A 16,225-nucleotide genomic window follows, 5' to 3' on the forward strand; every position below is an offset into this window, starting at 1 on the left:
GATGACGCACACGGCCGTTGCGGCCGACGCATCAACAACACGTGTCGGGAGCGCCCTGGGCGGTGGCGTCGAAGAAAACCGTCCCGCTCCATGCACAAGCGTTGAACGAACCTTGCTCAACGCCGGATGAAGGCCGCCACCAGCAACAGGAGCAGCGCCCACGTCAGCCCGCCCGGTGCCGACGAACAGCCACCCTCGTCACGCGGTGGCGGAGGCGGGGGCGCACCTGGAACCCCCGCGTCGACCCCACCGTCCAGGTCGCCTCCTGGACCTGCGTCGACGCCGCCATCCGGCTCACCGCCCACGCCACCGTCCAGGTCGACCCCACCGTCCGGGTCGGGTGGTGGCACGGTGGCGCAGGGCGCGCCGGAGTCCTCCCCGGAGATGCACAGCCGCCCATACCGGCCCAGGCCTTCGCGCCGTCCGTCCACCACGGCGACGATGACGTGCGTGGCGTCCTCGGCGTCCACGCGAGCGGACAGGGTCCCCACGCCGTCCGCGCGTGCGACGCGCAGCACCTGCGCCGGCGTCACCGCGGCCACCAGCAGGTGGATGGCGGGTGAGTCCTCGCCCTCGGCCGACTCGAAGGAGGCGGTAACAGAAGCCGTTCCACCTTCCACCTCGAAGTAGCGCGTCGACGCGGCCGCCGCCCGCACGGACGGCTCCGACACCGGCAGCGTGCGCGGCGCGACGGTCAGCGGCGCATAGCCCTCACCGTTCTCATAACCCGCGCCCTGTGCCCGGCGCGATCCGGTGGCCAGGTTCCACAGGGCGAACTCCGCGAAGGCGGTGTCGAAGTCAGCGCCCCAGTCGCGCTGCAGCGCCGTCTCCACCAGCACCGGCCAGCGGACCGACGGCGTCACGACGCTCTCCTCCAACAGCGAGCGCACCACCCCATCCCCGAAGCGCTCGCTCAGGAACTGGAAGTAGATGCTCGTGCCATAGCTGAAGGACACCGCCGGCCCTTCCGGGTCCAGCACCAGGGTGCGGTCCGGACGCGACAGGTACGAGGCGGTGAACCGCTCCAGGTCATCCAGCGCGGGCCGGTAGCGCTCACTGGCCCAGACCGCGGTGCCCTCCGACGCCACGCTGCCCAGGCCCGGGTGATAGGCGGCCTGCACCGCGTGGAAGAACTCGTGGCTGGCGAGGATGTCCACCGCCTCGCCATAGGACGGGTAGTTGTAGCCCGCGAAGTCGTTCTCCTGGAGCATGTGCCCGGTGCAGCGCGACGACGCCTCCAGACAGCCGTCCAGCCGGAAGGCTCCGTCCGCGATGCCACCGAAGTCCACCAGGTACACATCGAAGCGGCCGTCGCCGCCGTTGTCGTTCCCCACCCAGCCGTCATCCGGCGGCAGGCGGAAGCCCAGCCCTTCATAGAAGACGGCGACGCGGTCATACGCGGACGCGACGGTCTCCACCGCGTCCGGAACACCACTCCCGTCCGCGTCCGCCGCCGGCACGGCGTTGGAACCCGAACGGGAGAAGTGGATGCGGAAGCGTCCCCCAGGGGACACGACCGATTCCACCGCCTCGCCCTCGTCGAAGCGCGGTGGCATCGCCGAGGGCGAGGTGGGGCGCGCTCCCGCTTGCAGTCCCGCTTCCCACGTCACGAACGAATCGTGCCGTTCGTGCGGCTCACGCGAAGCCTGCTGGACAGGTCCACACCCGAAAGGGATGAGCAGGAGCAGCGCCCGAAGCTTCATGGCAGGAAGGCCCACTTCACGCGGAGCTGCCCCGAGCCGCTCGGCGTCCCCGACGGCAGCTCGTTCGTCGCGTTGCAGTGCTCCTGCACGGCCAGCTCGTAGTAGGACGTCACCTCGAACTTCACGTGGCGCCCGTCCGCCAGGCGGATGATGAAGACATCCCCCGACATCCTCACGCAGCCCTCGTAGGACCAGAAGCTGCTCAGCGCCATCGTCGGCCCGGCGAGCCCCGAGTTGTCCGGGATGAACTCACACGTGTCGGTGTACCAGGCGTCGGACTGGAAGGTCAGGTCCGCGGGCACGGACGTAACGGTCTCGAAGCGGGTGCCCGTGGGCAGCCGCGCCACGCCAATGCAGGACGGACCGGACGTGCCGCCGTTCAGCCGGATGTAGTAGCGACGGAACGCGATGTCCCAGCCGTGGTCGCCCAGCGACGTCTGGTCGTCGATGTTGACCCGGGACAGGCCCTCGGGCGTGAAGCGAGCGTAGGTGTAGGACTGGTTCACCGTGAGGCCACCCGCGCGGGCGTCGATGTACGAACGGAACTCGCCCGCCGGCGCCTCCTCCTCGTACATCGCCGTCGTCGACGGCGTCGTGAGCAGGTTCAGCCGGTCGATGCTCTGCTCGCTGCAGGGCACGTCGCTCTGGCACAGCGGCTCCGTGCCCGCGTCCGGCTCAGGCTCCGTGCCCGCGTCCGGCTCGGGCTCCGTGCCCGCGTCCGGGTCCGGGTCCGTTCCAGAGTCCGGCGTCGGGTTCGTCCCGGAGTCCGTCTGTCCGGCGTCGGGCACCGGGGTGGGGTCCTCATCAGACGAACCACAGTTCACCAACAAGGCCAGCGCCATCGCCACGGCGGCCAGCACCCACAGGCCCTGCTTGCCGGCCTTCGTGTGCATCGTTTCTTCGGTGTGAGTCTTCATCAACGGCCCTCTCCCTCGGATGGTGCGGAGCCGGAGACCACCGATGGCCAGGACAAGACGCACACGGCGCTGTGCCATTCCGGCCCCCACGCGTGGCACCATAATTGATAACGATTCTCATATTCAATATTTGACCCGCGAAATCATCGTCCTCTTGGAGCGCCCATGCCGGAAATGCCCGCAGTCCTCGCAAATACCCTCGCGCCGTGGTTCGCGAAGCCCACCCGCGTCACTTCGGTGGAGACGCTGGCGCCCCGGCAAGGAGCTGCTCGACGAGCACGGCTTCGCGAAGCGTGACGTGCGCAGCAAGGCCTGCTGGGCGGACGGCAAGCGGGGCCTCTGAGTCAGCGCAGCCGCCGGCACGCGGACGTCTTCACCGCCAGGGACACCCGCGCGCCGGGCACCACGCCCAGCTCACGCACCGACGCGGACGTGAGCCACACCACCCAGCGCACGCCCGCCACCTCCACGGTGGCCGCGTCCTCGCCCGTCGCCACGGGCTCCACGTTCACCACCGTGCCCGTCATGACGTTGCGCGCGGAGACGCCCGTCAGCGGTTGGATGGACAGCAGGATGTCCGCGGCCGGCACGGCATAGGCCGCGCGCGTGCCCGGCGCCAACGCGGGCGAGTCCGGCACCCACAACGACAACCCGCCCTGCATCCGAAGCCGCAGCCCGCCGTCGTCCGGGCGCTCCAAGACTCCTTCGAGGATGTTCTCCTCCCCTTCCCCTTCACCGGCGAGCAGACCTCGCGCCGCCGCGCCCAGCACCTCGGCCGCGGGCCCGGCCGCGCGGACCTGCCCCTGGTCCAGCAACAGCGCCTCCCGCGCCAGCACGCGCGCCTCGCCCAGCTGATGCGTGACGTACAGCATCGGCACCCGGGCCTCATCGCGCACGCGCAGCAGGTACGGCAGCACGCGTTCCTTCAGCGCCACGTCCAGCGCGGCGAGCGGCTCGTCGAGCAGCAACAACGCCGGGTCCGTGGCCAGCGCGCGCGCCAACGCCACGCGCTGCTTCTCGCCCCCGGACAGCGTGGCCGGGTAGCGGCGCAGCAGCGGCGCCAGCTCCAGAATCTCCACGGCCTCGTCCACGCGAGAGGCCCGCCCCGGCCGCACGCCGAAGCGCACGTTCTGCTCCGCCGTGAGGTGCGGGAAGAGCAGCGCATCCTGGGGCACGTAGCCCATGCGGCGCTGTTCGGGCGGCACGTCGCTTCGGGCAACGCTATCCAACAACACGCGGCCCTCCAGCACCACCCGGCCCCGGGCGCCGCGCCGCAGTCCCGCGAGCACCTCCAGCAGCGACGTCTTCCCGGAGCCCGAGCGCCCCATCACCGCCACCGACGCGCCATCCAGCCGCGTGCCCACCTCCAGCGTGAAGCGCGCCAGCGGCAACCGGATGTCCAGCTCCAGGCTCACGCGCGCACCCTCCGCCCACGCCGCCGCGTCACCGCCTCGGTCGCGAACACCGCCACGAAGGCGAGCAGCGCCGCCACGCCCGCCAGCCGCAGCGCCTCCGCGTCCCGCCCCAGCTGCGTGCGCTGGAAGATGGCCAGGGACAGCGTCTGCGTACGGCCTGGAATGTTGCCCGCCACCAGCACCGTGGCGCCGAACTCACCCAGCGCGCGGGAGAACGCCAGCAGCGCGCCCACCAGCACGCCGCGCCAGGCCAGCGGCAACGTCACCCGGAAGAAGGCGCGCGTGCGCGAATCGCCCAGCGTGCGGGCCACCGCCACCAGCCGCGAGTCCACCTCCTCGAAGCCCGAGCGCGCCGAGCGCACCAACAACGGGAACGCCATCACCGCGCTCGCCAGCACCACGGCCTTGGGCGTGAAGACGACCTCCACGCCCCACGCGTCCAGCACGCGCCCCAACGGGCCGTTGCGCCCTAGCAACTCCAGCAGCACCAGCCCCACCGCCGTGGGCGGCAGCACCAGCGGCAGCGTCAGCACCGTCTCCACCACGCCCTTGCCCGGGCCCTCCCACCGCGCCAATGCGTACGCCACCGCGAGCCCTGGCGGCAAGATGAGCAGCGTGGCCAGCGTCGCCACCCAGAGTGTGAAGGACACCAACGCCGCGACGCCCTCCATCAGGGAGCCCGCGCGCTGGGAACGCCGAAGCCGTGGCGTGTGAAGACCTTCCGAGCCGCGTCCGACTGAAGGAAGCGCACGAACGCCCGCCCGGCCTCCGGCGCGGCGCCCTTCGTCAGCGCCGCCGCCGGATACACGATGCGCGGCACGTCCTGCTCTGGCACCTGGAAGGCGACGCGCACGCGCTTCGAATGCGCCGCATCCGTGGAATACACGACGCCCGCGTCCACGCGCCCCGTCTCCACCGCCGCCAGCGCGGCGCGCACATTGAGCGCCGGCACGATATTCGGCGCCAGCGCCTTCCAGAGCCCCGCCTTCACCAGCCACGCCTTCGCATACACGCCCGCGGGCACCGCCTCCGGGTCCGCCAGCGACAGCCGCTTCAACCCACGCAACCCAGCGGGTGAGGACGGCGCCGACTTCGCGTCCACCGGCACCACCACCACCAGCCGGTTGGACAGCAGGTCCACGCGCGTCGAGGGCGCGACCAGGCCCGCCTTCTCCACCGCGTCCATCTGCGCCGTGTCGGCGGAGAGGAAGACGTCCGCGGGCGCTCCGGCACGGCCTGACGTGCGAGGTCACTCGAGGCCCCCAGGGAGAACTCCACCGAGTGGCCCGTGGTCTGGGTGAAGGCCGGCGCCAGCTCCTGGAGCGCGTCCGAGGTGCTCACCGCCGCGAACACCAGCACCGTGTCGGCCTGGGCTGACACCCCCGACAACAGCGTGGAGACGGCACAAAGCAGGAACAGATGACGCATGGCGTAGCACCTCGCATATCCGGACAACCCGCGTTGCATTGTCGTCAGGTCCGCGTCCATCTGGACAACAGATTGACCCGCCCATGCGGGGCCGCTATGGGATACTCCGTGCCACGGAAATTCCACAAAGAGGATGAAGACGTTTCCGAGGACCTGGAGAAGCTCCAGAACCTGCTCCTCGCACTGGGCCGGCGCAGTTCGCTCCGTGACCCCATCGCCAGCATGTGCGAGCAGCTCCAGTTCACGCCACCTCAGGTTCACGCCATCCTCTGGCTGGGTCAGGACGGCCCGCTCACCATGGGCGAGCTGGCGCGCCGGCTGGGCGTCACGGAGAAGACCGTCACGGGTGTGGTGGACCGGCTGGAGCGCCAGGGGCACCTGCTGCGCGAGCGCAGCGCCACCGACCGCCGCGTCGTGCACTGCCGCCTGACGGAGGACGGCCAGTCGACCTGGGAGCGGCTCAACCGCGTGGTCGTCCATGGCATGCACCAGTTCCTGGGCATCCTCGACGTGGGAGACCGCAAGGCCCTCTTCCGCATCCTGGAGAAGCTGGTGAAGCGCATGAGCGCCCCGCCCACGCCGGCCACGCCCGCGCCGCGTGAGCGCACGGGCTGACAGCCGGGCCCCCGGCGGGGCCCCAGCCTTCCAGGCTGCCTGACAGGCTTCATGCCCGGGTGGTCAGCCCCCCTGCGTCGCGCGGCGGTCGCAGCTTCCGACGGGGGGAGGAAGGCGATGAGGGTACACGCACGCGGGGTGGCGGTAGGGGTGCTGCTGAGCCTGGTGGCCTGCCGGAAGGACGCGGAGGAGCCGCCTCCTTCCACGGTGACCTCTGCGCCGAAGCCGGCCGAGCCTCCCCCGCTGCCCACCGGACGCGCCGTGGCGCTCGCCTCCGTCGCGCCCCTGGTGGCATCCGTGAGTCCGGCCGTCGTCAACGTGGAGGTGCGCCTGGGCGCGCCCACGCCCGGCGAATCGAAGGACACGCCCTGGGGTGGTGACGGTCCCTCGCCTTTCGGAGGTTTGCCGTTCGACGGTCCCCCTTTCGGCGACGCCCCCGAGGACCCGCTGTCTCCCTTCGAGGCTCCCTCGCCCTTCGCACCGCCGGTGCGCGAGGGCATCGGCTCCGGCTTCATCATCGACGCCAGGGGACTGGTGCTCACCAACCACCACCTCGTGGAAGGCGCGGAGGCGATCCAGGTACAGCTCGCCGACGGGCGCGACCTGGAGGCGCGCGTGCTGGGCTCGGACCCGCTCACCGACGTGGCGGTGCTCCAGCTCGAACGCCTGGACGGCGGCAAGCCCTTGCCGGTGGTGCGGCTGGGAGACTCGGATGCGCTGCGTGTGGGGGACTGGGTGCTGGCCATTGGCAATCCCTTCGGCCTGACGTCCAGCACCAGCCTGGGCATCCTCGCAGCGAAGGAGCGCGACATCGCGGCGGGCCCCTTCGACGACTTCCTCCAGACGGACGCCGCCATCAACCCGGGCAACTCCGGCGGGCCGCTGTTCAACCTGAATGGCGAGGTGGTGGGCATCAACACCGCCATCGCCGGCCAGGGCTCGGGCATTGGCTTCGCGGTGCCCAGCAACCTCGTCAAATCGCTGCTGCCCCAGTTGGAGAAGAAGGGCACCGTCACCCGGGGTTGGCTGGGGCTGATGGTGCAGGACATGACGCCCGATTTGGGCGAAGCGCTGGGCGCGCCGGTGCAGGAGGGCGCGGTCGTCACCGACGTCACGGCGGAGACAGCGGCGGCCCGAGCCGGGCTGCGGCCGGACGACATCATCGTCGCCGCGGATGGGCAGCCCATTGACTCGGCGGGCGCGCTCACGCGACTGGTGGCGCTGAAACCACCGGGCGCGGAGCTCACGCTCGCCCTCTACCGGGACGCGAAGAAGCGCGACGTGAAGGCGACGCTGGGCACGCGGCCCGACCTGGAAGGCGTCGCCGTGAAGGAGCCAGCCGTCGGGGGCTCGCAGCGCCCCGCCGAGCATCGCGTGGGGCTGAGCCTGATGGACATGGACCCGGCGCTGGCGGAGTCCCAGGAGCTGCCGCCCTCCGGCGCCTTGGTGACGGAGGTGGCCCCCGCCTCCATGGCCGAACACGCCGGCATGCTGCCGGGCATGGTGGTGGTGGAAGCCGCGAACAAGCCCGTGCGCGGCGCGAAGGACGTGGTGACGGCGCTGCGGAAGACAAAGCCCGGCAAGTCCGTGCTGCTCCGCGTGGCCCTGCCGGGTGGCGCGCTGGAGCTGCGCGCGCTCACGGTGCCGGAGGAGTAGGCGCGCGCGCCAGCAGCACGCGGGGATGCAGGAGCAGCGCGACGGCCTCGCGCACCGTCCAATAGATGCGGTCGAACGTGTCCAGGTTGCGCTCGGTCTCCAGCGCCGGACTGGTGGCCACCTCCCAGCCATACAGCCGGAAGTAGTTGCGCGCGCGCAGCAGGTGATACGGGTCCGACACCACCACCACGCGCCGAGCCCCCAGCCCGCGCAGCACCTCGGCCGTGAGCCGGGCGTTGTCGTCGGTGGAGTGACTGCCCTCCTCCAGGACACACGCCTCCGCCGGGACGCCCATCCGCGTCGCCAGCGCCAGCATGGCGCGCGCCTCGGAGGGTGGATTCACGCCCACGCCGCCGGAGAAGACGAGCCGGGAGGCCACGCCGCGGCGGTACAGCGCCACCGCGTGCTCGGTGCGCGCGCGCAGCGCCCCGGAAGGCACGCCCCCGGGCAACACGCGCGCGCCCAGCACCACCAGCACGTCCGCGGGCGCGGCCTGCTCGCGCTGACCGAAGCGGTCCACCACCCAGGCGAGGCCGAAGACGCCGCACGTCAGCACGCCCGCGCCCACCATCAGGAGCCGGAAGAGGCGCGCGGTGCGCGGCGTGAGTGACGTGGGCGGCACCCTCCGCACGCTAGCCTGAAGTCGTCCCTCCGACACCGCGCAATCCACGCCGATGCCTGGAGGCCACACCGCCGGGGTGGCAAGGCTTGCCAGCGCTGGCGCTTCACCTGAGCGCATGTCCCGACGGGCCCTGGGAAGGCCCGGGGAATGAACCGCATCTCGGCCGCGGCGCGTCGTGACCCGCGCGTGCGCGGCATGACACGCGGGCCCGGGCGGACTGGACGTGGCCCCAGGGGTGCGCTCCAATCCCCCGGGTGATGACTCCTGAAGACGCAACGAAGGCCCTGTCGGAAGTGGAGCTGGTGCCCTGCGCGGAGATGGCGCTGATGGACGCGCGGCGGCTGGTGGACGCCTGCCTGGGCGCGGACGTGCCGGCGCTCGTGCATCGCGAGGCCTGCAGCAAGCCGGGCTGCAGCCCGAAGTTCCAGGTGCTGGTGCGCCCCGAGGACGGCCCTCGCGTGGCCGCCCTGCTCCAGCAGCGGTGGATGGACAGCATCGAGCGCGAAGGCCTGGTGCCCATGGGACGCACCGCCGCTCCGGCTGCTCCCATCCCCGAGGACGGCGAGCCGCCCTGCCCGGCCTGTGGCACCGCCGCGCCGCTGCTGGAAGGCGCCTGTAGCGACTGCGGACTCCAGCTCGATTGAGGGACGAGCGGACGTGAGCGGCTGTCACGTCACCGCTTCGTCTCATGAAACATTTACAGCACACTGTGGCCTGCAAACCCAAACGCGGGGCGTCCGCGCCCCCCGCGGAGAGCGTGAATGGAAGTCAAAGGCGTCGCCTTCCTGGCCCGGCAACAGTTGATGGTGCAGACCCATGGGGAGGCGGCCTGGAAGGCGTTCCTCACCGACTTCGCGAAGAAGGAGCCCTTCTACTCCAAGCCCGTGATGCCGGTGTCGCGCATGCCGGCGGACGCGTTCCTCCGGCTCAACGACGAACTGCTGGCGCGCTTCTACAACAACAACCCGAACGCTTATTGGCAGTTCGGCGTGAAGTCCGCCGAGTACGCCCTGGGCCAGGGGCAGCTCAAGGCGATGTTCAGCCAGGGTGACTTCCGGCGCTTCCTGCTGTTCACCCCCGGCATCTGGAAGGGCTACTTCACCGAGGGCGACCTCAACGTGCTCCCTGGTCAGGACCACACCGACCTGCACATCACCAACGTTCCCCGGCCGCACCCCTACTTCGAGCTGTCCGTCATGGGCTTCGCCTCCGGCGGACTGGCCTACCTGGGCGCGCAGAACCTCGAGCACCAGGTGCTCAAGGGCTTCACACGCGACGACAACGAAGTGCTGTACCGCTTCAACGTCGGCTGACGCCCGCGCCGGCCCGCGCCTTGCTCAAGGCGCGGTGCCGGTGGCCGCGCGCTCGGCGACCACGGGCATGGCTTCCGGCTTCAGCCGCAGGTCCGCCACCACGGGGTAGTGGTCGGACACGTCCACGCGCAGCACCCGGCTGGCCACGGACGTGAAGGCATCACACGCCAGCACGTAGTCGATGCGCAGCGTGGGCAGGAAGAGCGGCAGCGGATACGTGCCTCCCGTGCCTCCGGTCGCAGCGGCGACGTCATGCAGGGCCCGCCGCAGCAGCCGCGTGGAGCGTGAATCCGGTCCGTCGTTGAGGTCCCCCATCAACACCTTGGGCCGCGAGTCCTGTGCCATCAGCCGCGCCACGTACGCGCTCTGCCGCACGCGGGTGTCGCTGTTGAAGGGCCGGCGGATGAGGTGCGTGAGGTAGACGCTCACCTCGCGCCCGTCCACCTCCACCACCGCATGCGCCACCGTGCGAGGCTCCGCGCCGCGCGGCCCTGGCAGCGGGTACTGCGCCAGCGCCTCCAGCGGGAAGCGCGACAGCACGGCGATGCCGTAGGCCCCGCCGAACAAATCCGTGGTGCGGAAGTGGGCGCGGTACTTCAGGCCGGTGAGGCGAGACAGCTCCTCCGTCTGGTCCAGGCCGCGCGCGCGGGTGGACCCCACGTCCACCTCCTGCAAGGAGACGACGTCCGGCACCGCGGCGCGAATCACGTGCGCCACGCGCTCCAACCCGCGGGCGCCGGACTGGATGTTGAAGGTCATCACCCGCAGCTCTCCCGGGGCGCGCCGTACGGCGGCGACGGACTCAGTGGAGGCGAGGTGGCCAGGGCCGGTCGCACACGCGAGCGGCCCCATCAGGAACAGGATGGGGAGGAGGCGGCGAAGGCTCATGGGCGGAAGGGGCGCGATGTTAAGCCCCCTCCGCGGACCTGTCGCCCTGCCCCCCAGGCTCGTCCGGAAGGCAGCCGGCCTGGCGGGCCATCAGCAAGCAGGGTGGCGAGGCCGTGTCCGCCCTCCACGGGAGGGGCCCGACCCGGGAGCCGGCCTGCGTCCGGTCCGGGCCACCCTTCCCCCTGCTCCATCCCACGCCCAACCTGTTTCTTCATGAAAACGACACTGGCATCCGATTCGTCTGGCCGGTCCCGCTGGCGCTCGTGGGCGCTGATGGCCATTCCCGCCGCCCTGCTGCCCGTGGGACTCCTGCGCTACCGCGCCCGGCGCCGCGCACGCCGACCAGCGCCCCTGCGCAGCGCCGTGGGACTGGGACTGGTGTCCGTGGCCATCCTGCGGCTGGCGGGCAACTCCCGGCGAAAGATTCGACGGGTGCCGCCCTTCGCCGCCTTCCTGCCCGACGAGTTCACCGCCTCGGTGGCCTCCGGTCACTGACGGCGCTGTCGCGCACGGAGGCCTCCTTTCAACGAGGCCTAGCGGCGGCGGCGCAGGCGGGTGCCGAGCAGCACCAGGGCCGCGCCCAGCAACGGGATACCGCCCGCGGCGGCGCAGCCACCGCCGTCATCACCACCACCGTCGCCGTTGCCGCCGCCAGTCGCCACGGTGACGTTGAGCGTGGTGGCCGCGGAGGCGTCTCCCTGATCGGTGCCGTTCTCATTCACCGAGTTGCCCGCGCCGTACAGGGTGACGGTGCCGGGAGTGGACGGCGCCACCAGGGTGAAGTCGAAGCGGGCCGCGCCGCCGGAGAACGCCTGGATGTTCTTGTGGGTGACTTCCCCGCTCAGCTTCTGCGAACCCGTGCCCGGGTTGAGCGTGCCGCCGTTGTCGCTCACCGCCACGTTGTAGCCCGCGCCGGAGGCCGGACCGCCCCGGACGACGAGCGTGTAGTTGCCGGTGGCGCCCGGCGCCAGCGTGGCGGGCCCTTCGATGGTCACCGTGGGCGCGCTGCCGCCGGTGTGGCACTCTGCACAAGTGAGGCTTGAGCCCTGCTTGCCGCTTCGGCCACTGATGCCCATGGAATTGGCGAACGCGGAACCGGAGACAAGGCACGCCGACACAACGCCGGCAACTCCGAGTGATGCAAGGTACGACCGCATGAAGCCTCCAAAAAGGAACGACGGGAAGGAGGCTCTCTACATAGCGCGCCCCTCCCACCCTTCACAGCCACCCTAACGGCCGCTACTGCGCAGCAATACCGCACAGGCCTCGTCACGAAGTTGAGACAAGGTGAAGCGCGTTCCCACACCGGAGTGCTCCAGTCCGGCCCCCAGGGAAAGCACCCCGTGCGCCACGGTCCAGGCCAGGTTGGCCAGCCGACGCGGCTGGAGCCCCGGGGCCAGTCGGCCCGCGCGCGCATCCGCCTGGAGCCGCGCCTCCAGCACGTCATTCAGCTGTCCACTCAGCGCCAACACCCGTGATTGGTGGGCCTCGGATTGCCGCCCCATCAACTGTGGCCACAGATAGACGACGCGGAAGCCGTCCAGGTCCTCCGAGTACAAATCCACCCGGGCCCGAACCAGCGCGGCCAGGGCCTCCACGCCGCTGGCCGCGGCCGTCACCGCCGCCTCCAGCACCTTCACCTCGCGCTCCAGTCCCTCCACCGCCAACGCCCCCACGAGGTCCTCCTTGGAGCGGAAGTAGTAGAAAAGTGAAGGCTTGCTCAGGTCCGCCTCCGCCGCCACGGCCTCCAGGGTCAGTCCCAACACCCCGCCCCGAACCAACACCGCCCGTGCGGCGACGAGGATGGCCTGACGGCGTCCCTCCTGACGCCGCGCCTTGCGCGCCTCGCGCTCGGAGGGCTCGGCGGTGGGAGCCGACGCGGGGATGGGCGCGGCGGGTGACGCGGCCGGGCGACGGCGGCCCGGCGCGGGCTTGCGGCCACCGCCGCTAGAACCGGGCGAAGGCATTCCGCACCGCCTCCCGGCCGCCCTGCTCCACCACGTCACCGTGACACACCACCACGCGCTCCACGTCCCAGGCCTGGGCCCGCGCCAGGGACGCGCGCACGGCCTCCCGGTCCTTGATGACGGAGCGGATCAGCATGGTCGGCGCCAGCCGCTGCCACGCGCCGCTCAGCTTCAGGTACATGCGGGTGAACCACGAAGGCGTCCGGTGCACGTTGAACGCCAGGTCGGTGACGAACAGCGTCTGGCTCGGGCGGTGGAAGAAGAGCAGCTCGTCACCTTGGGCATCCCCTGGACGAGCACCTGGTCCAGGACGCCGGCCCAGCTGGCCTCGGCCGTGTCACCCAGCTCCAGGTCGATGCGCAGGTCCGGCCGCTTGCGCCGCAGCGCCGCGGGCGCGGCCACCTTCGCGTCTGGATAGGCCGCCGCCCAGTCCCGCACGTACAGGTGGTGCATCAGGTTGGGCGCCACCAGGAAGCGCACCGGCCCGAGCGCATCCACCGCCGCCCTTGCCTCCGGACTGAAGCGAACGGGCGAGTGGAGCCACAGCCCCCCATCCGGCAGGCGGACGGCCGTCATCCGGCCCCCCAAATCCATCCCCCCGATGCGGAACTCCACCGCGAGCACGTGCACGTCGTCGGCCACCTGGCGAAACATGACTGCCTCCTGGATGCGGATTCAACCGGAGCTCATTATTCTGACCATTGGTCGAAAAATGCAATCCCGTCCAGGAAGAGACCCAGTGCCCGTCCGGGTGACGGGGCCGTTGATTTCCGGGTGGGCCCGGCGTAGGCAACCGTCCTCTTTCCACGACTTTTGAAGGGTGCTCCGCACATGGCCGAGAAGCTCACGCCCCGCGAGAAGGGCTTTTCCGAGTGGTACGTCGACCTGGTCCAGAAGGCGAAGCTCGCCGACTACTCGGACGTGAAGGGCTGCATGGTCATCCGGCCCAATGGCTATGCGCTGTGGGAGAACATGCAGCGCGTCCTGGACAAGATGTTCAAGGACCTGGGCCACAGGAACGCCTACTTCCCGCTGCTCATCCCCGAGAGCTACCTGAAGAAGGAAGCCGAGCACGTCGAGGGCTTCAACCCGCAGCTGGCCGTCGTCACCCACGCGGGTGGTTCCAAGCTGGAGGAGCCCTACGTCATCCGGCCCACCAGTGAGACCATCATCAACCGCAGCTTCGCCAAGTGGATCCAGAGCTACCGGGACCTCCCGATGCTGCTGAACCAGTGGGCGAACGTGATGCGCTGGGAGATGCGCACGCGCCTGTTCCTGCGCACCACCGAGTTCCTCTGGCAGGAAGGCCACACCTGTCACGAGACGGAGGAGGACGCGGAGAAGGAGACCCGGCAGATGCTGGAGGTCTACCGGACCTTCGCCGAGGACTACATGGCGATGCCGGTGCTGACCGGCCAGAAGTCGGAGTCCGAGCGCTTCGCCGGCGCGCTGCGCACCTACAGCATCGAAGCGATGATGCAGGACAAGAAGGCGCTCCAGGCGGGCACCAGCCACAACCTGGGACAGAACTTCGCCAAGGCCTTCGACACCCAGTTCCAGGGCCGCGACGGCAAGATGCACCACGTGTGGCAGACGTCCTGGGGCGTGTCCACGCGCCTCATCGGCGGCCTCATCATGACCCACTCGGATGACGCCGGCCTCATCGTCCCGCCGAAGCTGGCGGCCACGCACGTGGTCATCATCCCCATCTTCGGCAAGGCCTCCGACGCGGAGAAGGCGCAGGTGCTGGAGAAGACGAACGCGCTGGCCGCGGACCTGCGCAAGGCCGGCCTGGGCGTAGTGCTGGACGACGACGACACCAAGAGCCCTGGCTTCAAGTACAACGAGCACGAGCTCATCGGCACGTGTCTGCGCATCGAGCTGGGGCCCAAGGACCTGGCCAAGAACTCCTGCGTCATGGTCCGCCGCGACGTGCGCCAGAAGGAGTTCGTGTCGCTGGACGAGGCCGTGTCCAAGGCCCAGGCCATGCTGGACGCGATGCAGAAGGACCTGTTCACCAAGGCCAAGTCCTTCCGCGACTCGCACACCTTCGAGGTCAACTCCTACGAGGAGCTGAAGGAGAAGGCGGACCAGGGCTTCCTGCTGGCGCACTGGAACCTGGACCCCAAGGTGGAGGCGCGCATCAAGGAGGAGACGGGCCTGACGACGCGCTGCCGTCCCTTCGACCTCAAGCAGGAGCCGGGCAAGTGCGTCGTCACCGGCGAGCCTTCGCCGGGCCGCATCGTCTTCTCCAAGGCGTACTGAGTCCCAGTCACGTCAGGGCCGGCGGTGGGGCACGACACCGCCCGCCGTCGGCTCGAACTGGAAGGCGCCCCCGCGGCGCGCCTGGTGGCACCGGACACGAGCAGGGCGACACCCACCGGCTCCTCTGCTGACGGGAATCGAAGGACTGTGTCTCGCCCACGATGTCAGGAGCCGTGAGCCATGCGCCTGTTCACCGCCGTCACCCTGGGGCCCGCCATCGAAGCGCGCACCACCGAGGAGTTGCACCGCCTGCGCCCCCTGGCCCCCCAGGCCCGCTGGGTAAAGATGGAGGGCCTCCACCTCACGCTCGTGTTCCTGGGCGACGTGGATGACGCACGCCTGCCCGCCATCCACGACGCCCTGGCGCCGATCGGAGCTCGGCATTCCCCCTTCGTGCTGTCTGTCGTCGGTGGCGGCGCTTTTGGCGCGCCCGCCCACCCACGCGTGCTCTGGGCGGATGTGTGCGGCGCCACGGACGCGCTGAAGGCCTTGCAAGCGGATACCGCCCAGGCGCTCCAGCCGCTTGGCTTCGAGTCCGAGCATCGCGAGTACACCGCGCACCTCACGCTGGCCCGCGCGAAGCACCCGCGCGGAGACGCCGCCCTCCTCGCATGCGTCCAGGCGCTGAAGGACACGTCACTGGGCGAAGGGCGTGTGGACCAACTGGTGCTCTTCGAGAGCAAGGGCGGCCATTACCTGCCCCGAGTGGAGGTGCCCCTCACCCGCACGCTGGGGTAGCGGCACCCTCGTGACGGCTGGCATCCAGGCTGCACTCTCCGCACTCCGGAAGCAGCCAGGCACCTGAAAGGACTCGTCAATGCGGTGGATGGTCATGCTGATGGTGTGGTTCGGCGCCCACGACGCGGTCGCGGCGCCACATGAGGGCCTGGAGGCCAGGTTGCAGACGGGAGACATCGTCCTGCACACCTCGCGCTCCTCGCAGTCACAGGCCATCCAGAAGGCCACGCAGAGCCCCCTGTCCCATGTGGGCCTCGTGGAGGTGACCGAACAGGGCGCGTGGGTCGTGGAGGCCGTGCAGCCGGTGCAGCGAATCCCGTTCTCGAAGTGGAAGGCCCGGGGCGTGAAGGGCGGCATCCTCGTCCTACGCCCTCATGAACTGAGCGAGGCGCAGCGCCAGCAGGCGGTGACGGCGGCCAAGGCGCACCTGGGCAAGCCGTATGACTGGCACTTCGGCTGGGGGGACGACGCGATGTACTGCTCGGAGCTGGTGCGCAAGGCCTACGCCCAGGGGGCGGGCTTGGAATATGGGAAAATGGAGCGGCTGGACTCACTCCGCGTGAAGGGCCTGGAGCAGCAGCTCCGCGAACGTTACGGGAAGCGGGTTCCCCTGGATTTGGAGCTGGTGACGCCCGCTAGCATCGCCGCGGATGTACGCCTGGAAGTGGTCCACTCCGACTTCCCGTCCGTAAGGTAGG

Annotated in this window: 18 protein-coding genes and 1 pseudogene; 8 read left to right on the forward strand and 11 right to left on the reverse strand. The window is 70.3% G+C overall.

Annotation, left to right across the window (positions count from 1 at the left end; translation table 11 throughout):
• Positions 1 to 116: 116 nt before the first annotated feature.
• The 5 genes and pseudogenes from OZ403_RS35035 to modA form a co-directional block, all read right to left on the reverse strand.
• Positions 117 to 1,703 carry an MXAN_6640 family putative metalloprotease gene (locus tag OZ403_RS35035; protein WP_268782793.1) on the reverse strand — a complete coding sequence of 529 codons (1,587 nt, stop codon included), beginning with the start codon at positions 1,701 to 1,703 and terminating at the stop codon, positions 117 to 119.
• Positions 1,700 to 2,620 carry an HmuY family protein gene (locus OZ403_RS35040; RefSeq protein ID WP_268782794.1) on the reverse strand — a complete coding sequence of 307 codons (921 nt, stop codon included), beginning with the start codon at positions 2,618 to 2,620 and terminating at the stop codon, positions 1,700 to 1,702. Before OZ403_RS35040 ends, OZ403_RS35035 begins: the two co-directional genes overlap by 4 nt.
• A 344-nt stretch (positions 2,621 to 2,964) precedes the next feature.
• Positions 2,965 to 4,035 (reverse strand): molybdenum ABC transporter ATP-binding protein, encoded by a 1,071-nt coding sequence (gene modC, locus OZ403_RS35045; RefSeq protein WP_140800140.1) that lies wholly within the window; start codon positions 4,033 to 4,035, stop codon positions 2,965 to 2,967.
• Positions 4,032 to 4,685: a molybdate ABC transporter permease subunit gene (gene modB / locus OZ403_RS35050; RefSeq protein ID WP_268782795.1), complete on the reverse strand. Its 654-nt coding sequence runs from the start codon at positions 4,683 to 4,685 to the stop codon at positions 4,032 to 4,034. Before modB ends, modC begins: the two co-directional genes overlap by 4 nt.
• 20 nt (positions 4,686 to 4,705) lie before the next feature.
• Positions 4,706 to 5,523: pseudogene (gene modA, locus OZ403_RS39550) on the reverse strand (molybdate ABC transporter substrate-binding protein).
• 36 nt (positions 5,524 to 5,559) lie between these two features.
• Here modA and OZ403_RS35060 point away from each other — a divergent pair.
• Positions 5,560 to 6,078: a MarR family winged helix-turn-helix transcriptional regulator gene (locus OZ403_RS35060; RefSeq protein WP_140795554.1), complete on the forward strand. Its 519-nt coding sequence runs from the start codon at positions 5,560 to 5,562 to the stop codon at positions 6,076 to 6,078.
• A gap of 117 nt (positions 6,079 to 6,195) precedes the next feature.
• Positions 6,196 to 7,734, forward strand: a complete 1,539-nt coding sequence (locus OZ403_RS35065; protein WP_140877565.1) for a trypsin-like peptidase domain-containing protein — start codon at positions 6,196 to 6,198, stop codon at positions 7,732 to 7,734.
• Here OZ403_RS35065 and OZ403_RS35070 read toward each other — a convergent pair.
• Entirely contained in the window at positions 7,715 to 8,356 is a 642-nt protein-coding gene (locus tag OZ403_RS35070; RefSeq protein ID WP_268782797.1) for a YdcF family protein, read from the reverse strand. The two genes, OZ403_RS35065 and OZ403_RS35070, sit on opposite strands and share 20 nt — an antisense overlap.
• 257 nt (positions 8,357 to 8,613) lie before the next feature.
• Here OZ403_RS35070 and OZ403_RS35075 point away from each other — a divergent pair, with 257 nt between their 5' ends.
• Positions 8,614 to 9,000, forward strand: coding sequence for a hypothetical protein (locus OZ403_RS35075; RefSeq protein ID WP_163884335.1), 387 nt, complete (start codon positions 8,614 to 8,616; stop codon positions 8,998 to 9,000).
• A gap of 117 nt (positions 9,001 to 9,117) precedes the next feature.
• Positions 9,118 to 9,669: a hypothetical protein gene (locus OZ403_RS35080; protein WP_140800143.1), complete on the forward strand. Its 552-nt coding sequence runs from the start codon at positions 9,118 to 9,120 to the stop codon at positions 9,667 to 9,669.
• Between the two features lie 24 nt (positions 9,670 to 9,693).
• On the opposite strand, the gene OZ403_RS35085 is transcribed toward OZ403_RS35080, so the two are convergent.
• On the reverse strand, positions 9,694 to 10,557 hold the full coding sequence (locus tag OZ403_RS35085; protein ID WP_268782798.1) for an endonuclease/exonuclease/phosphatase family protein: 864 nt from the start codon (positions 10,555 to 10,557) through the stop codon (positions 9,694 to 9,696).
• Positions 10,558 to 10,830: 273 nt separating this feature from the next.
• Between OZ403_RS35085 and OZ403_RS35090 the strand changes: the two genes are divergently transcribed.
• The gene (locus tag OZ403_RS35090; protein WP_140795560.1) at positions 10,831 to 11,052 is read left to right on the forward strand and encodes a hypothetical protein; all 222 of its coding nucleotides are present in this window, start codon (positions 10,831 to 10,833) and stop codon (positions 11,050 to 11,052) included.
• Between the two features lie 38 nt (positions 11,053 to 11,090).
• On the opposite strand, the gene OZ403_RS35095 is transcribed toward OZ403_RS35090, so the two are convergent.
• The 4 genes from OZ403_RS35095 to OZ403_RS35110 all read right to left on the reverse strand — a co-directional run bounded on the left by OZ403_RS35095 (position 11,091) and on the right by OZ403_RS35110 (position 13,178).
• Positions 11,091 to 11,714 carry an MXAN_6652 family MXYO-CTERM-anchored protein gene (locus OZ403_RS35095; RefSeq protein ID WP_140795561.1) on the reverse strand — a complete coding sequence of 208 codons (624 nt, stop codon included), beginning with the start codon at positions 11,712 to 11,714 and terminating at the stop codon, positions 11,091 to 11,093.
• A gap of 72 nt (positions 11,715 to 11,786) precedes the next feature.
• A complete protein-coding gene (locus tag OZ403_RS35100; RefSeq protein ID WP_140795562.1) occupies positions 11,787 to 12,524 on the reverse strand; it encodes a TetR/AcrR family transcriptional regulator in 738 nt (245 codons plus the stop codon).
• A complete protein-coding gene (locus tag OZ403_RS35105; RefSeq protein ID WP_268782799.1) occupies positions 12,505 to 12,705 on the reverse strand; it encodes a hypothetical protein in 201 nt (66 codons plus the stop codon). Before OZ403_RS35105 ends, OZ403_RS35100 begins: the two co-directional genes overlap by 20 nt.
• Positions 12,696 to 13,178: a DUF4336 domain-containing protein gene (locus tag OZ403_RS35110; protein ID WP_268782800.1), complete on the reverse strand. Its 483-nt coding sequence runs from the start codon at positions 13,176 to 13,178 to the stop codon at positions 12,696 to 12,698. The genes OZ403_RS35105 and OZ403_RS35110 overlap by 10 nt, the downstream gene beginning before the upstream one ends.
• 159 nt (positions 13,179 to 13,337) lie before the next feature.
• On the opposite strand from OZ403_RS35110, the gene proS reads away from it, so the two are divergent.
• The 3 genes from proS (at position 13,338) to OZ403_RS35125 (ending at position 16,224) form a co-directional block, all read left to right on the forward strand.
• Positions 13,338 to 14,789, forward strand: coding sequence for a proline--tRNA ligase (proS, locus tag OZ403_RS35115; RefSeq protein ID WP_201800630.1), 1,452 nt, complete (start codon positions 13,338 to 13,340; stop codon positions 14,787 to 14,789).
• A 180-nt stretch (positions 14,790 to 14,969) separates the two neighbouring features.
• Entirely contained in the window at positions 14,970 to 15,527 is a 558-nt protein-coding gene (gene thpR / locus OZ403_RS35120; RefSeq protein ID WP_268782801.1) for an RNA 2',3'-cyclic phosphodiesterase, read from the forward strand.
• 79 nt (positions 15,528 to 15,606) lie between these two features.
• Positions 15,607 to 16,224 carry a YiiX family permuted papain-like enzyme gene (locus tag OZ403_RS35125; RefSeq protein WP_140795566.1) on the forward strand — a complete coding sequence of 206 codons (618 nt, stop codon included), beginning with the start codon at positions 15,607 to 15,609 and terminating at the stop codon, positions 16,222 to 16,224.
• Position 16,225 lies beyond the last annotated feature (1 nt).

This window comes from Myxococcus sp. NMCA1 (genome assembly GCF_026810205.1).
GTDB classification, from domain to species: Bacteria; Myxococcota; Myxococcia; order Myxococcales; family Myxococcaceae; genus Myxococcus; species Myxococcus xanthus_A.

Bases quoted from the DNA above. Each gene is read 5' to 3' on its own strand.
- OZ403_RS35035 (WP_268782793.1), bottom strand. From the start codon at position 1,703: ATGAAGCTTCGGGCGCTGCTCCTGCTCATCCCTTTCGGGTGTGGACCT.
- OZ403_RS35040 (WP_268782794.1), bottom strand. From the start codon at position 2,620: ATGAAGACTCACACCGAAGAAACGATGCACACGAAGGCCGGCAAGCAG.
- OZ403_RS35060 (WP_140795554.1), top strand. From the start codon at position 5,560: ATGGGATACTCCGTGCCACGGAAATTCCACAAAGAGGATGAAGACGTT.
- OZ403_RS35065 (WP_140877565.1), top strand. From the start codon at position 6,196: ATGAGGGTACACGCACGCGGGGTGGCGGTAGGGGTGCTGCTGAGCCTG.
- OZ403_RS35075 (WP_163884335.1), top strand. From the start codon at position 8,614: ATGACTCCTGAAGACGCAACGAAGGCCCTGTCGGAAGTGGAGCTGGTG.
- OZ403_RS35080 (WP_140800143.1), top strand. From the start codon at position 9,118: ATGGAAGTCAAAGGCGTCGCCTTCCTGGCCCGGCAACAGTTGATGGTG.
- OZ403_RS35085 (WP_268782798.1), bottom strand. From the start codon at position 10,557: ATGAGCCTTCGCCGCCTCCTCCCCATCCTGTTCCTGATGGGGCCGCTC.
- OZ403_RS35090 (WP_140795560.1), top strand. From the start codon at position 10,831: ATGGCCATTCCCGCCGCCCTGCTGCCCGTGGGACTCCTGCGCTACCGC.
- OZ403_RS35095 (WP_140795561.1), bottom strand. From the start codon at position 11,714: ATGCGGTCGTACCTTGCATCACTCGGAGTTGCCGGCGTTGTGTCGGCG.
- OZ403_RS35100 (WP_140795562.1), bottom strand. From the start codon at position 12,524: ATGCCTTCGCCCGGTTCTAGCGGCGGTGGCCGCAAGCCCGCGCCGGGC.
- OZ403_RS35105 (WP_268782799.1), bottom strand. From the start codon at position 12,705: ATGTACCTGAAGCTGAGCGGCGCGTGGCAGCGGCTGGCGCCGACCATG.
- OZ403_RS35110 (WP_268782800.1), bottom strand. From the start codon at position 13,178: ATGTTTCGCCAGGTGGCCGACGACGTGCACGTGCTCGCGGTGGAGTTC.
- thpR (WP_268782801.1), top strand. From the start codon at position 14,970: ATGCGCCTGTTCACCGCCGTCACCCTGGGGCCCGCCATCGAAGCGCGC.
- OZ403_RS35125 (WP_140795566.1), top strand. From the start codon at position 15,607: ATGCGGTGGATGGTCATGCTGATGGTGTGGTTCGGCGCCCACGACGCG.